At 62.3% G+C, this 15,112-nt stretch carries 11 protein-coding genes; 3 read left to right on the forward strand and 8 right to left on the reverse strand.

Features of this window, described 5'->3' with window-relative positions; all coding sequences use genetic code 11:
- Positions 1-8: 8 nt before the first annotated feature.
- Genes MKD49_RS22225 through MKD49_RS22235 form a run of 3 tightly spaced genes read right to left on the reverse strand, consistent with a single transcriptional unit; the run spans position 9 to position 3,049 of the window.
- Positions 9-935, reverse strand: coding sequence for a VOC family protein (locus tag MKD49_RS22225; RefSeq protein WP_252697392.1), 927 nt, complete (start codon positions 933-935; stop codon positions 9-11).
- Between the two features lie 49 nt (positions 936-984).
- The gene (locus MKD49_RS22230) at positions 985-2,145 is read right to left on the reverse strand and encodes a S9 family peptidase (RefSeq protein WP_252697393.1); all 1,161 of its coding nucleotides are present in this window, start codon (positions 2,143-2,145) and stop codon (positions 985-987) included.
- A gap of 49 nt (positions 2,146-2,194) precedes the next feature.
- On the reverse strand, positions 2,195-3,049 hold the full coding sequence (locus tag MKD49_RS22235) for a transporter (RefSeq protein WP_252697456.1): 855 nt from the start codon (positions 3,047-3,049) through the stop codon (positions 2,195-2,197).
- Positions 3,050-3,414: 365 nt separating this feature from the next.
- Here MKD49_RS22235 and MKD49_RS22240 point away from each other — a divergent pair, with 365 nt between their 5' ends.
- The gene (locus MKD49_RS22240; RefSeq protein WP_252697394.1) at positions 3,415-4,335 is read left to right on the forward strand and encodes a LysR family transcriptional regulator; all 921 of its coding nucleotides are present in this window, start codon (positions 3,415-3,417) and stop codon (positions 4,333-4,335) included.
- A 149-nt stretch (positions 4,336-4,484) separates the two neighbouring features.
- Here the strand turns inward: MKD49_RS22240 and MKD49_RS22245 are convergent, their stop codons facing one another.
- The 5 genes from MKD49_RS22245 to MKD49_RS22265 all read right to left on the reverse strand — a co-directional run bounded on the left by MKD49_RS22245 (position 4,485) and on the right by MKD49_RS22265 (position 12,516).
- Positions 4,485-6,869 (reverse strand): TonB-dependent receptor, encoded by a 2,385-nt coding sequence (locus MKD49_RS22245; RefSeq protein WP_252697395.1) that lies wholly within the window; start codon positions 6,867-6,869, stop codon positions 4,485-4,487.
- 106 nt (positions 6,870-6,975) lie between these two features.
- Positions 6,976-7,959 (reverse strand): FecR domain-containing protein, encoded by a 984-nt coding sequence (locus MKD49_RS22250; protein WP_252697396.1) that lies wholly within the window; start codon positions 7,957-7,959, stop codon positions 6,976-6,978.
- Complete coding sequence (locus tag MKD49_RS22255) at positions 7,949-8,461, reverse strand: sigma-70 family RNA polymerase sigma factor (RefSeq protein WP_252697397.1); 513 nt, start codon at positions 8,459-8,461, stop codon at positions 7,949-7,951. Before MKD49_RS22255 ends, MKD49_RS22250 begins: the two co-directional genes overlap by 11 nt.
- 170 nt (positions 8,462-8,631) lie before the next feature.
- Positions 8,632-9,777, reverse strand: a complete 1,146-nt coding sequence (locus MKD49_RS22260) for a branched-chain amino acid ABC transporter substrate-binding protein (protein ID WP_039789964.1) — start codon at positions 9,775-9,777, stop codon at positions 8,632-8,634.
- Between the two features lie 627 nt (positions 9,778-10,404).
- Entirely contained in the window at positions 10,405-12,516 is a 2,112-nt protein-coding gene (locus MKD49_RS22265; protein WP_252697398.1) for a TonB-dependent siderophore receptor, read from the reverse strand.
- A 383-nt stretch (positions 12,517-12,899) separates the two neighbouring features.
- On the opposite strand from MKD49_RS22265, the gene groES reads away from it, so the two are divergent.
- Both groES and groL read left to right on the forward strand, forming a co-directional pair.
- Positions 12,900-13,190 carry a co-chaperone GroES gene (gene groES, locus MKD49_RS22270; protein ID WP_008115200.1) on the forward strand — a complete coding sequence of 97 codons (291 nt, stop codon included), beginning with the start codon at positions 12,900-12,902 and terminating at the stop codon, positions 13,188-13,190.
- Positions 13,191-13,333: 143 nt separating this feature from the next.
- Positions 13,334-14,983, forward strand: a complete 1,650-nt coding sequence (gene groL, locus MKD49_RS22275; RefSeq protein WP_134221484.1) for a chaperonin GroEL — start codon at positions 13,334-13,336, stop codon at positions 14,981-14,983.
- Positions 14,984-15,112: the final 129 nt, after the last annotated feature.

The raw sequence follows: 15,112 nt of genomic DNA on the forward strand, positions 1-15,112 counted from the left end.
CCCGGCAATCAGTGTGCTGCGCCCGGCGGCGGCGGGCCGCCCGGTGCCCACTTCTCGCGGTACTGGAACAGGAACAATTGCGAGGCATCGGCACCCATCGGTGCTTCGCGCGCAGCCCATTGATCGTCGTGCAGGTCCATGTCGGCGTCGTATTCGACGTGGCAGCCCAGCGGCGAATTGAAATACCAGAACCAGTTGCTGCCGAAGCGATGGCGGCCCGGCCCCCAGAAACTCTGGTAACCCTTCTCGACGAAACGGGTGCCGGCCAGCAGCACCTCGGTCGGGCCGCCCATGTGGAAGGTGAAGTGTTCGCAGCCTTTCATGAAGGGTGGGGTCTGGATCATGAACAGCGTGTGGTGATCCAGGGTCCCGGCCGGACGCAGGAAGGGGCCTACGCCGGTGAAGCGGTCGGTGCAGACGAAGCCCAGGCGCTGGTAGAAGGCCTCGGCCTTGGCCGCATCCGGCACGAAATACACCACGTGCGACAGCGTGCGCGGCAGGGCTTCGCCCTCGGCGGGCAGGCCCAGCTGGTTCGGTGCGCGCTGGGCATCGCCGGGGCCGTTGACGCGTTCCGACTTGATGTCCAGCGCACGGCGCACGGTGACCTGGAAGGCCAGCGCAAAGCCCATGTCGTCCACGCTGCGCACCACGCCATCGCGGCGGCTGACTTCGCGGTCGCGGCGCAGTTCGGTTTCGATGGCGTCCAGCGTGGCGACGTCGGCCACGCCATAGACGGTTTCGCGCAGCAGGCTGGCGGTGCCCATGGGCGGCGGCAGCGTGGCGTCGTCCTTGGCGCGCAGCACGATGGCGGTACCGTCGAGGGCTTCGTAACGGTCGTTACCAGCCTCCTTGAGGCCATAGTCGAGCAGGTACTGGCGGCAGGCGGGCAGATCGTCCACGCCAAAGACCAGGGCATCGGGTCCAATGATGTTCATGCGGATTTCCTTGTGATTGACTCGGTGTTTCGTTGCTGCACGGGACGCATCAGCGCTTGGTGCGGCCGCCCAGGGTCTCCGCCACCCAATCGGCGATGACATGGCCGGCGTTGATGGAATTGTCGAAGCTGGCGTGCTGGGCGCCGCCTTCGCGGTCGGTGAAGATCTTCAATTCGCGCTTGGGACTGTTGACCAGCTGTTCGTAGGTGCGGTGCGCCCACTTGAGGGGAATCTGCGTGTCCTTCTCGCCGTGGGTGACCAGGAAGGGCACGCGGATCTTCTCGACCACGCCATCCAGATGCACGTCTTCGGCGATGCGCATGAAGTCGTCGATGTCCTTGGCACCCCACACCCAGCAGACGTGCTGCCAGTAATGCGGTACGGGGAAATCGCCCTCTTTTTCCAGGCGCTTTTTCTGTACATCGCGCCAGTCGTGATTGGCCCCCCACACCACGCCACAGGCAAAGCGCGGCTCCATGGCCACCACGCGCGGGCAGTAGTAGCCGCCCAGCGAGACGCCTTCACAGCCGATGCGGCTGGCATCGACATCGTCGCGCTGTTCCAGCCAGTCCACCACGTGGCGCGCCCAGTGCTCGGCATCGAAACGTGCGGTCATGCCGTGCAGGCGCAGGGCCTCGCCGGTACCGGGCTGGTCGATCACCAGCGACGAGACACCGCGCTCGGCCAGCCAGCCCGGCAGGCCGACCAGGTATTTCATTTCCTTGGTCGAATCCAGGCCATTGAGCTGGACCAGAATCGGGGCAGGCCCCTGTACGTTATTGGCGCGGATATAAAGGCCAGAGATGACCTTGCCTTCGTAAGGAATCTCGACGCGCTCGCAGTTGTCACCGGCCAGCGTGATGCCGCGCTGGAACACTTCCAGGAAGCGGCGATACAGCTCAAGCCGGCCCGGTGCACCGTGACCCTGCAGGCGTTCGCAGGTCAGCAGGTAGCTGGCCGCGCGCTTGTACTTGGCACCGGCCGAGAGCAGCCGGCCGCGCGCTTCATCCTCGGCGGCCAGGCTGCAGAGCTTTTCTGCCATGTCCGCCCAGGTGGCGCGGAAGGCGGCGGTGCCTTCGGCGTCAGGCTGTTTGGCCGCCTCCTGCAGGGGGGCGCACATGGCTTCGATTTCGCCGATGCGTGCGCCCATCTCGATGGCGAGATCGACGGAAAGATTCCAGACATAGTTCGTCGGGAAGTAACGGAACATGGTGTAACTCCTTTGATGATGAGTGATACGGATGGACGGCTGCGCGGCCTCAGTGCGGGCCGCCCATCCACAGCGGCATGGCGAAGTTGATCCAGATGGCATCGCTCTTGGCCGTGTTGGCGGCGTACAGGCCGCGCTGCACGTTCATGTTGATGCTGTAGGTGCCAGCGTTGTAGGCCACGGTCGGTCCCATGGCAAAGCTGCGCATGCGGTTGCCGGTGATGTCGGTGCCGTTCTGGCGGTCATCGGTGAACTGGTTCAGATAGGAACCGGTGACGCCGACTTTCCACTTGCCGAAGTTCCAGCCACCAATGAAGTCCGCCACGTAGGCAGAGCCGGAGCGGTAATTGGTATCGCTGTTCTTGTCGTTGAAGAGCAGGCGATTGGAGATGCCCAGGTCCAGCCCGTTGGGATCGTTGTGACGAATCGCCAGCACCGGCTGATAGGAGGTGTAGCCGACCGCCACACTGGTGCGATTGGGGTCGTAGGAACCGGTCTTGAGCGCGAAGTCGAAGCCGAAGGTGACGTTGGTATGCGCGGCCACATCCCAGCGCAGCAGCAGCGGCGTGACAGTGACGTTGGAGAGGCCGTTGTGGTTCTCGCCGTGGCCCATCACTTCGGTATGCAGCGAGACCACCGGCAACACCAGTTGCGAATAGACCTTGGCGCCCATCCATTCGACGCCATAGGAAGCCAGCAGGCGCGTGGTGGCCGAGAACACATCGGTCTTGAAGGGGATGGGGCGCTTGTTGCCCTTGTTGTCGTACAGGCCGTCGGCACTGCTGTAGTTGAACTGCTCTACCGCGAACAGGCCCGGGATGGGCGGTAGCGCGGCGATGTATTCACTGGTGGACCCGGTGGGGAATGGCGAAACGCCACCTTCGAAGGCTTGCGCGAACTGCATGCTGGCACTCCCGATCATGGCCACGACGGCCAGGGCGGCACGATTCCCCAGCCGCCGGGCTGGTACGGTTCCTCTCTTCACTTCTGTCTCCTTGTCTCCTACCCTGCCTGGCTTGTTGTCTCGCCATCGCGGCGTCTTCTCGGGGCCAGGCCGATCAATGGCGCAGGGCGCCACCGGCTTGCCGTGCCGGCCTTTTCTTGGATGCTTCTGCGAGGCCGTGCAGCGGATGGATGAAGGTTAAGGTCGAGGTTGATATTGATCAAATGGATTGTTTTGATTCATGATATGGACGGGATCAATACATGACCGGCCCTGCAACCCTTGCACAAAAGAAAGGCCGGCACCCGACAACGGAGACTTATCCAATGCGCTTCAACAAGCTCGACCTCAATCTGCTGGTCGCGCTCGACGCGCTGCTGACCGAACTCAACATCAGCCGCGCCGCCGAGAAGATCCACCTGAGCCAGTCCGCCATGAGCAATGCCCTGGCACGCCTGCGCGAATATTTCGATGACGAATTGCTGATCCAGGTCGGCCGCCGCATGGAAGCCACGCCGCGCGCCGAAGTGCTGCGTGATGCGGTCAATGACGTATTGCGGCGTATCGAAGGATCGATCGCCGCCAAGCCCGCTTTCGTCCCGGCGGAGTCACATCGGGAATTCCGCATCTCGGTCTCCGACTTCAGCCTCAACGTGCTGATCCCGCGCGTGATCGCACGCGCGCATGCCGAAGGGCCGCAGATCCGATTTGCGCTGATGCCGCAGGTGCAGGACCCGACCCGTTCGCTGGATCGCGCAGAGGTCGATCTGCTGGTACTGCCGCAGGAATTTTGTACGCCCGATCATCCGGCGGAGGAGGTGTTTCGCGAACGTCACGTCTGCGTGGTGTGGCGCGACAGTCCGCTGGCCAAAGGCAAGCTGACGCTGGAGCGCTACATGGAGGCCGGTCATGTGGTGATGGTGCCGCCCGGTGCCAACGCCTCCTCGGTGGAGGCGTGGATGGCCAGCAAGCTGGGCTTTGCGCGGCGGGTGGAGATCACCAGCTTCAGCTTCGCCTCCTGCGTGGCACTGGTGCAGGGGACCGACCGCATCGCCACCGTACATGGCCGGCTGGCGCGCAGGCTGGCCACGCAATTGCCGGTGGTGCTCAAGGAAAGTCCGCTGCCGCTGGCGGAGATGCATCAGATGATGCAGTGGCATCGCTATCGCACCAATGATCCGGGGATCGAATGGTTGCGGCGGGTGTTTCTGGAAAGTGCGCGAGAGATGGATAAAAAAGTGGCCTGATAAAAACCTGATGGATTCATCAGGTTTTTATCGACCCGACTTTTTACAATCCATAAATCATTTATATCTTTTAGGCGTTTCTTCAAAAAAATGCCCTGCCGCTTCTCAGCAGCAGGGCATGGCTCACGCGCGTGAGTGACGTACTCAGATCAGAAATCGACCTGCGCCGACAGCACCAGTGTCCGCCCCGATGACGTGCCCACATAACCGTTCTGCATCAGCCAGTAATTCTTGTCGAACAGGTTCTCGATGTTGGCGCGATAGGTCACGACCTGCCCTGCCGCCCGGGTGATGTAGCGCGCACCGATATCGACGCGGGTCCATCCCGGCACCTTGAGCTTGTTCTCGTTGCTGTACCACATCGAGCCCGTGCGGGTGACACGCGTATTCAAGGCCAGGCCCTGCAGCCACGGCGCATCCCAATCCAGCCCCAGGTTGAAGTTGCTGTTGGGGATGGCGCCGACATCCTTGCCGTCATTGGTGCCGTTGTCGGTGTGGTACTGCTTGGCATCGAAGAAGGTGCCGCTGGCATTGAAACGCAGGCCGCGCTGCAGTTCGCCATAAGCCGCCAGTTCCAGTCCGCGCACGCGATTGCGGCCATCCTGGGTGGTGGTGCTCACGCCATTGACCAGCGTGGTGCTGGCATTGGCCTGCTCGATCTGAAATACGGCCGCCGTGGTCGTGATACGGCCCCAGTCAATTTTGGCTCCGGTCTCCACCTGCTTGGACTTGTAGGGCGGGAAGAGCTGGTTGGGATTGCCGTCGCTGGCCGAAGTGAACCCACCTGCGCTCAGGGCCGCCGTGTAGTTGGCATACAGCGAAACGTTCTGCACCGGCTTGACGACCACGCCCAGCACCGGCGAGATGGCGGTCTTGTTGGAGGTCTGCGTGGCATCCACCAGGCTGTGCGAATACACCTGCTGGCGACGCAAGCCGGCGGTGATGCGCAGGCGGTCATCGGCCAGCGACAGAGTATCGGTCAGCGCCACGCTGGTCAGGCGGATCTGGCTTTGCGGCGTGGGTTCGCCACGTGCGCCGCTGACCGCGGGCAAGGCGACCGGACGATACAGATTGGAGGTGACGCTGCTGCTCTCGGAGAGGTAGAAGTAATCGGTCTGCTGATCCAGCATGTTCACGCCCAGCATCACGGTGTGCTTGATGCCGCCGGTGTTGAAGCGCGCACGCATGCCGACGTCGGCCGAAGTGGAAACGACCTTCTGGTCGTAGTAACCGTTGTAGAGCGCAGCCGTATCACCGGCCGCATTGAGGATGGTAGCGCTGGGCCAGCTCTGGGAAGACGTGGCCTCGTGATAACCGACGGCACCGTAGGCGGTCAGGTGGTCGTTGATGTCGTATTCCAGGCGCGTGGCGACGGCCTTGTCATCCGATTGCAGGGTGGTGCCGGGATAGAGGTTGGTCTTGCCCGAGGGCGCTTCCGGCATCACCAGGCTGCTGATGCTGAATTGCGGACGGAAGTTGCGGGCATCTTCGTGCTGGGTGTAGGCGTCCAGGCTCCAGCGCACGCGGCCGCCGTTGTAGTCGAGTCCGACCGAGCCCATGTTCTGCTGCTGGTTGCTGCCGGACAGGCCGGTGTTGCCATCGGCATAGAGCGCGTTCACGCGGATGCCCCACTCCTGCTGCTCGCCGAAGCGGCGGCCGAGGTCGGCCTTCAATCCGAACTGCGAATTGGAAAGATAGGTGGCGGTGACGCTGGAGATGGGATCTTCGTGCGCACGCTTGGGGATCAGGTTGACCGCCCCGCCCACGCCGCCAGCCGGGCCCATGCCATACATCAGCGTGCCCGGCCCCTTGAGCACTTCGATGCGCTCGACCATGGAGATGGGCATGCGCGTGAGCGGCACCATCCCATACAGGCCGTTGAAGGCCACGTCATTGGCCGACATGGTGAAGCCGCGAATCTGGTAGCTGTCGCCGAAACCGCCATTGCCATTGGTGTTGCGCACCGAGGCATCGTTGGCGATGACGTCGCCGATGGCGCGCGCCTGCACATCCTCGATGCCTTGCGAGGTGTAGTTGGTGGTGCTGAAGGGCGTGTCCATGACGCTGGCCGTGCCCAGAACGCCGAGGCTGCCCCCGCGCGCGACCAGTCCGCCTGCATAGGGGGCGGTCGGGTCGGCACTTTCGGTGATCGTGACGGTGGGCAGGACGGCATTGGCATTGCTGCCGCTGGTGGCCGCCGGTGCGGCGACGGTATAGCCGCCGTCTGCGTTGCGGATGGCCTGCAGCGGGGTGCCGCTGAGCAGCGCGGCAAACCCTTCCGCTACAGTATAGCGGCCGGAAAGACCAGCGCTCTGGCGGTCGCGCGTGATGGCCGGATCGAAAGAGAGCAGCACGCCCGCACGGCGGGCGAAGCTGTTGAGGCTTTGGTCGAGAGGACCAGCGGGGATGTCGTAGGCCTGGCGCTGGGCATCGGTGGCCTGCGCCTGCACACCTGCCACGGGGCTGGCGAAGGCGGCCAGGATGGCCAGTCGGGACAGGGTCGGACGCGAGGGGAAGCGGGTTCGGATGGTCATGGATGTCGTTCGATGGTGAGCTTCAGAGGGCTTGCTATCTGGTAAACCGAACGAGATCCAAAAACCTGCAGAAAAATTTTAAAAATGTTTTATATCCATGCCGGCCTCAGGTGGCGGTCCGTGGCCGCAAGGTGATCCAGTAATCCGTGAAGGTATCCACCCGCACCGGCAAGGTCCGCGCAATCGCGGCCAGGATGCGTGCTGGCTGGTCGAGCGGAAACACGCCCGAGATGGGCAATCCGGCCACCGCCGGATCGCAGCGCAGCTTGCCGGGGAGATAGCGATCCAGCTCGGCCACCAGTTGGCCCAGCGGCATGCGGTCGGCCACGATGACACCATCGGTCCAGGCGATGGCCTGTTCATTGGCGGCAAGGAGGCGGCCGACCAGCCCTTGCGCATCGAACAGCCCTTGACGCCCCGCATCCACGCGCACAGGTGCATTCTCATTTTGCGAACGGAATTCCACCGCGCCTTCATAAACGGCAAGGCGCATGCCCTCCTCCGCATCGCGCAGCTGGAAGCGGGTGCCCAGTGCGCGCGCCTGCCCCAGCCGTGTCTGCACGAGGAAGGGACGATAGGAAGGGCGCTCTTCATGTCCCGTGGTGATGAGCACTTCGCCGCGATGCAGGCGGATCAGGCGCTGGTGGTCGTCGAAACTGACGTCCACCGCAGTGGCACTGTTGAGTTGCAGGAGGGTGCCATCGGCGAGCGTGATCCGGCGCCGCTCTCCTGTGCGGGTGGTGTAGCCGGCCATCCAGGCCTGCCACGGCGTCCATCGTGCTGCGCTGGCCCCCAGCAGCCCCGCGCCGGTCGCCACGCACAAGGTCTTGAGCGCAAAGCGGCGGTTGTTGCGCGTGCGGGCTTCGCTGGCACCGATGCTGCCGTGGGCCAGCGCGCGCGGCAGCGTGGCGACCCGCTCGCTGAGCGATTGCAGGCGCTGCCAGGCCAGCTCGTGCTGCGGCTGTTCGGCGCGCCAGCGGCGGCAGGCTTCGTGCTCGTGATCGCTGGCGTTGCCCGATTGCAGCCGCACCATCCAGTCGATGGCGGCCATGACGATGTCGTCGTTGGGGGCCGTGCGCTCAGAGCCCATATTGCAGCCGGTAGCAGGCGGTGAAGGCGCGCTTCATGTATTGCTGCACCGAACTCAGCGACACCTCCAGCCGCGCCGCGATCTCGGCATAGGCCAGGCCATCGAGCTGCGACAGCAGGAAGACGCTGCGCACCTTGGGCGGCAAGCCGGCCAGCATGGCGTCGACTTCGTTGAGGGTTTCCAGCACCAGCAGTTGCGCTTCGGGCGAAGGCAGGTGCTCGGGGGGCATCTGCGCCAGCATTTCCAGGAAGGCAGCTTCCAGCGCGCAGCGGCGGAAATGATCGATCATCAGGCCGCGCGCGATGGTGGCCAGCAGGGTGCGCACTTCATCGACGATGAAATCGCGGCGCGAGACCATCATCCGCACGAAGGTATCCTGCGCCAGGTCGGCCGCCAGCTCGGCATTGTCGGTACGGCGGCGCAGCCAGCCCAGCAGCCACCGGTGATGCCCGGTGTAAATGCCAGCGATGTCGTGAGGACGGGAGGGAGCGAGGTCGGCCATGACCGCAAGATGTAATGAGAACGTGTCTCATTATAATCTGTAAATGCGGCGGCGGGTCGATGCGGCTTTTGGTCGATATGAAAGAAAAAGCCCCGGCACGAAGGCCGGGGCTTGTCACTGCTGCTCCCGCCGGAACCGTGACGGTCCCGGAGGTGAAGCTTGATGCAAAATTACTTGACCACGCTCAGCAGGGTACGCTTGCCGCCCTTGTAGGTGTACAGGGTCAGGGTGCCGTTCAGGATGTCGCCCTTGGCGTCGAAGGCGATTTCACCGGTGACGCCCTTGTGCTTGATCTTGGCCAGGACCGGCAGGTAGACCTTGGGGTCGGACGAGCCGGCCTGCTTCATGGCATCAGCCAGGGTCATCAGCGCATCGTAGGTGTACGGTGCGTAGATCACGACGTCCTGGTTGAACTTCTTCTTGTAGGCAGCCTTGAAGTCTTCCAGCGGCTTCTTGCCTGCTTCGGTCACGCCACCGGCTTCGGCACAGACCACTTCGCTGTCCTTCAGGCCAGCACCGGCCAGGCTCGGCAGTTCGGTGGTGCAGATACCGTCACCGCCCATGAACTTGGCAGCCACGCCCAGCTGATCCATCTGGCGCAGCATCGGGCCGGCCACGGCATCCATGCCGCCGAAGAAGACCAGGTCCGGCTTCTTGGACTTGACCGAGGTCAGGATGGCGTTGAAGTCGGTGGCCTTGTCGGTGGTGTACTGGGTGGCCACGATGGTGGCACCGGCAGCCAGGGCGCTCTTGCGGAATTCTTCGGCCACGCCTTGACCGTAGGCAGTGCGGTCGTCGATGACGGCCACGTTCTTGCCCTTCAGTTCATTGACGGCATAGCGGCCCAGGACGCCACCGAGCTGGCCATCGTTGGCCACCACGCGGAAGGCGGTGTTGAAGCCTTGCTGGGTGTACTTGGGGTTGGTCGCCGAGGGCGAGATTTGCGGGATGCCGGCGTCGAAGTAGATCTTGGAAGCCGGGATGGTGGTGCCGGAGTTCATGTGGCCGACCACGCCCTTGACCTTGGCATCGACCAGGGCCTGGGCCACGGTGGTGGCTTGCTTCGGATCGGAAGCGTCATCCTGGGGGACCAGCTGGAAAGTGACCTTCTTGCCGCCGATCTCGAAGCCCTTGGCGTTGAGTTCGTCCACGGCCATGCGGGCACCGTTTTCATTGTCCTTGCCGATGTGCGCGTTGGGACCGGTCAGAGGAGCGACGTGACCGATCTTGATGACCTCTTGTGCCTGCGCTGCCCCTGCGAACGAGAACGCTGCCACCAGTGCCGTAGCGACAGGAATCATTTTGATTTTTTGCATGAATTGCTCCTATTACTTCCAATGAAAGATTGAAAACGCAGTTCGTTGTGCCATTTGTTATGTGCGCTGACCGATTCTGACCGCCGTGTGGACGGCAACCTGATCGGAAAGCACCGCAGCGCCTCCCAGTCGCTGACCGGTTCTTGCTTGCGGACTCTGCTACTGCAAAAACCGAGCCATGCCTTGCAGCATCGCCACTCGGGCGCTTTCCCCAGGGGCATCCCCGGATAAAAAGGGACGGAGCCACAGCAGGCAAGCGGCCCGGCCGCAGCGCCAGGCCAGGCGGGGCAGTTCCTCCATTACACCGCCCCGCCGGGCAGAATACACCGTAATGGTGCGGCTGGGAGAGCGAGTTCCGTGCCAACGCAGCGCTTCATTCATATCGCACGTTTTATGCACTTTTTTGAATCGGGATGCGAAGGAGTGCACCAATAAGGGTGGGGAAATAGCAGAAAGCTGCACTTGTAACGAGGCTGGCTCGGGGTGCCAGCCTCATTCCCAGGGATCAATTCTCGTATTGCGGGAATTAATCTTCATTTGACCCTGGATCCGGGACCCTGCTTGCGGAAGCGCCAGATGAACGATGGCCGCGGTGGCCTGTGCGCGATTTCATTCATCCCGGCACGGTCAGAATGTGTAACGTCCTTGGACATACAAGGTCCGCGGCGCACCGACCAGCTTGCCCAGATTGCCATCCACGGTACGGGTGAAGTAGCGCCGGTCCAGCAGGTTGTTGACGCCCGCGGTGAGGTCGAATCCCTTCTTGCCCGGCACCTTCCAGCTCCCCTGCGCATTCCAGAGACGCACGCCCGGGATTTCTCCGATGCTGCCGTCAGCGCTTTCGGCGACGGTGTTGGCTTCATCGGCAAACTGTCGGCCCTGGTGCGTGGTCGACAGGTTGAGCGTCCAGGGACCGGTTTGCAGGCGCACCCCGAGCGTATCGGTAGTGCGTGCATAGAACGGCAAGTCCTTGCCCGGATTGCTGCCTGACTTCTGCAGGGCGCGGGTGTAGGTGTAGTTGGCGAAGACCGACCAGCCTTTCAGGGGGCTGTCCGGAGCGAAGGCATAGTCCATCGCCAGTTCGACGCCATCATGCTGGGTGCGGCCGATGTTGCGGAAGACGTTGGGCGTCGTTCCCTGCACCGACACGATCTGGTTGTCAAAATTGATGTGGAACACCGTGGCTTCGGCGGAGGCCTGTGCGTTCTTCCAGCGCACGCCGCCTTCCATCGTCCGGGCCAATTCGGGGGACAATGGATTGGCGGAAGACATGGTGTTGAGTTGCGAGTTCTGCACCACGCCGAAGGAGGTGTTGTAGTTGCTGAACAGGGTCAATTGCTCCGTGAGCAGATAGGCCAGGTTGATCGAGGGCAGCAGCTTGTCGTTGGCCACCTCGTAAGGATCCTTCTTGCCCATTTCGTAGCGGCTTGACCGCACCTGTTCGAAACGCAGGCCTGGCGTGATGCGCCATCTGCCGAATGCAATCTTGTCGTCGATGTAGCTGGCATGGGCATCGGTACTGTTCTGGAACTGGGTGAATCCGCTCAGCGCGCCGGTGCGGACCGCTTCGTTGTAGATGTTGTCATTCCCGCGCTCGCGGATGGTGCGGTAACCCACGGTGACATCGTGCGTAGTGCCGCCCCAGGCGAATCGCTGCGTGTAGCGGGGTTCGATGCCCAGCGTTTCATAGTTGCGCGGCTGATGCGAGAGGCGCACGCCGGTCACGTTGATCAAGCTGCTCTGGCGGGTCGCCTGGTTGAAGTAGGTCCGGATCTCCAGCTCCTGATGATCCGACAGCGTATTGAGGTAACCGACGTCGAAGCCTTTGCGGGTACCGCTCCAGTTGTCGCGCTGGCGGGTGTTCTGGAACGGGTCGGCGGCGTACTGCGCGGTGGTGAGGCCGCCCGGCGTGCGGCTCAGCACGTCGTAGTAATTGAACTTGGCGTGGAGTTCGGAACGCGGGGAAATTTCGTAGCGTATCTTCAGCGCAAAATCGTTGAGATGTTCATCGCTCTTGTCGCGCCATCCGCTGCCGTCCTGGCCCGAGTACAGGAAGGCCATGCCCAGGCCATTGTCGCTCTGGCCGCCGGCAAAGGCGGTGTACTGCGCATTGCCGCCACCCTTGCCGTAGCTGTTGTAGCGCACCGAGGCATCACCCGAAATGCGCTCGCTGGCGGGAATGGAGCGCGTCTTGAAATTGATGATGCCGCCCACGTTCTGTGGGCCGAAGCGCACCGCGCCGCCGCCACGGATGACGTCGATCGATTCGATGTTGTTCAGGCTCAGGGGCGCAAACGAAAGCTGGGGCTGGCCATAGGGTGCCACCGACAAGGGGATGCCATCCAGCAGGACGGTGGAGCGCGGCGAAAAGCGTCCGGTCAGACCGCGCACGCCGATGTTCAAGGCAATGGCGCTGCCGGAGGTACCGGCGCTGTCGCTGGACTGCACGCCGGGAATGCGGCGCATCACCTCGCCGATGCTGACGGCGCCGGTGCTGTCGATCTCCTGCTTCTTGACCACGGTGCGGGCACCGGGATAGGTCTTCACGCTGCTCTCGAAGCCAGTGCCGAGCCAATCGCTGCTGACCTGGATCGGTTCCAGCCCCGCCGGCCCGTCGGGCGCCGCGGACTGCTGCGCCATGCCGGCCAGCGGGAAGCCGAGCATCACGAGCGAGGCAAGGGTTGAGGTGGCGATACGCAGATCGCGTGCATGGTTGAAAGGGGCCTGATTGTTCTTCATTGCATTTCGGTCCAATAAAAATACTGGCGAACCTCCGCCGTTCATTTCTTATAAAAAAGGCTCTTCCGGACTGATCCGAAAGAGCCGCAATAATAATGATTCGCATTCTATTTTTTACATATTCAGAGCCATGCCTGCATTTCTCTTAACTGGCCTCGAATTTTTTGAGTGCCGGTGCGCGGACCAGGCGCGCAAACACGGCAATTGACGCCTTGAAAATTCCCCAACCCATCCCTATACTTAGCACTCGTCACGGCAGAGTGCTAACAGCGCCGCCGGGCGCAATCCCCTTTTTCATGCGGTGACGTCTGCTGCATTTGGAAGAAAACCGTTGCAGGCATCGCCGCAATCAATGCTAACTTATTGAAAATTAAGGAGTTCTCATGAATCTTCGCCCTTTGCACGATCGCGTTATCGTCAAGCGCCTCGACCAGGAAACCAAGACTGCTTCCGGTATCGTTCTGCCTGACGCAGCGACCGAAAAGCCGGACCAAGGCGAAGTCCTGGCCGTCGGCAACGGCAAGATCCTGGAAGATGGCAAGGTCCGTCAACTGGCCGTGAAGGTCGGCGACCGCGTTCTGTTCGGCAAGTACTCCGGCCAGGCCGTGAAGATCGATGGCCAGGAACTGCTGGTCATGCGCGAAGAAGACCTGTTCGCCGTCGTCGAGAAGTAATTCGGCATCCGGCCTTCCTTTTCCTTCTATATAGATAGAGAAAACGTGAAGGCCATCGGCAACAAGACAGCAGCCGGTGCTCCCTGAATCTTCAGGCCCGAGCCCGGCGACATGAACTGAACCGAATTTCTGGAGAATCCAACATGGCAGCAAAGCAAGTTATTTTCGGCGATGAAGCACGCGCCAAGGTCGTCAACGGCGTCAACATCCTGGCCAACGCAGTCAAGGTCACCCTGGGCCCCAAGGGCCGCAACGTTGTGCTGGAGCGCAGCTTCGGCGCCCCGACCGTGACCAAGGACGGCGTTTCCGTCGCCAAGGAAATCGAACTGAAGGACAAGCTGGAAAACATGGGTGCCCAGCTGGTCAAGGAAGTCGCTTCCAAGACCTCCGACAACGCCGGTGACGGCACCACCACCGCAACCGTGCTGGCTCAAGCCATCGTGCGCGAAGGCTTCAAGTACGTCGCCGCAGGCTTCAACCCGACCGACCTGAAGCGCGGTATCGACAAGGCTGTCACCGCCATCGTCGGTGAAGTGAAGAACCTGGCCAAGCCCACCACCACCTCCAAGGAAATCGCTCAAGTCGGCTCGATCTCGGCCAACTCCGACGCGGACATCGGCGACATCATCGCCAAGGCCATGGAAAAGGTCGGCAAGGAAGGCGTCATCACCGTGGAAGACGGCAAGTCGCTGGAAAACGAACTGGACATCGTCGAAGGTATGCAATTCGACCGTGGCTACCTGTCGCCGTACTTCATCAACAACCAAGAGAAGCAGATCGTCGCTCTGGACAATCCCTTCATCCTGCTGTTCGACAAGAAGATCTCCAACATCCGTGACCTGCTGCCGGTGCTGGAACAAGTCGCCAAGGCTGGCCGTCCGCTGCTGATCGTGGCTGAAGACGTCGAAGGCGAAGCCCTGGCTACCCTGGTGGTCAACAACATCCGTGGCATCCTGAAGACCGCTGCCGTCAAGGCTCCTGGTTTCGGCGACCGCCGCAAGGCCATGCTGGAAGACATCGCCATCCTGACCGGCGGCCAAGTGATCGCCGAAGAAGTCGGCCTGACCCTGGAAAAGGCTACCCTGGCTGAACTGGGCCAAGCCAAGCGCGTTGAAATCGGCAAGGAAAACACCACCATCATCGACGGCAACGGCGAAGCCGCTGGCATCGAAGCTCGCGTGGCAATGATCCGCACCCAGATCGGCGAAGCGACCTCCGACTACGACCGTGAAAAGCTGCAAGAGCGCGTGGCCAAGCTGGCCGGCGGTGTTGCACTGATCAAGGTTGGCGCTGCCACCGAAGTCGAAATGAAGGAAAAGAAGGCCCGCGTCGAAGACGCCCTGCACGCTACCCGCGCTGCTGTTGAAGAAGGCGTCGTGCCTGGCGGTGGCGTGGCCCTGCTGCGCGCTCGCGCCAACGTCAAGGACCTGAAGGGTGACAACCCGGATCAGGAAGCTGGCATCAAGATCGTGCTGCGCGCCATCGAAGAGCCGCTGCGCCAGATCGTCTTCAACGCCGGCGACGAGCCGTCGGTGGTGGTGAACAAGGTGCTGGAAGGTTCGGGCAACTTCGGCTACAACGCTTCCAACGGCACCTACGGTGACCTGGTGGAACTGGGCGTGCTGGATCCGGCCAAGGTGACCCGTTCGGCGCTGCAAAACGCTGCCTCCGTGGCCAGCCTGATCCTGACCACCGACGCCCTGGTGGCCGAAGTGACCGAGGACAAGCCGGCCGGCATGCCTGGCGGCATGGGTGGTATGGGTGGCATGGGCGGCATGGACGGCATGATGTAATTGGCCTTCCGGCTGCGGGCCATGCGTCGCATGGCCTGTGCTGCAAGTAAAAAACCCGCATCAGCGATGATGCGGGTTTTTTGTTGGGCGGCGATCGGAGCGGAGCCGGAGTGCAAGGCTTCCTCCCCG

It is taken from the genome of Herbaspirillum sp. WGmk3 (assembly GCF_023952535.1).
Classification (GTDB): Bacteria; Pseudomonadota; Gammaproteobacteria; order Burkholderiales; family Burkholderiaceae_D; genus Herbaspirillum; species Herbaspirillum huttiense.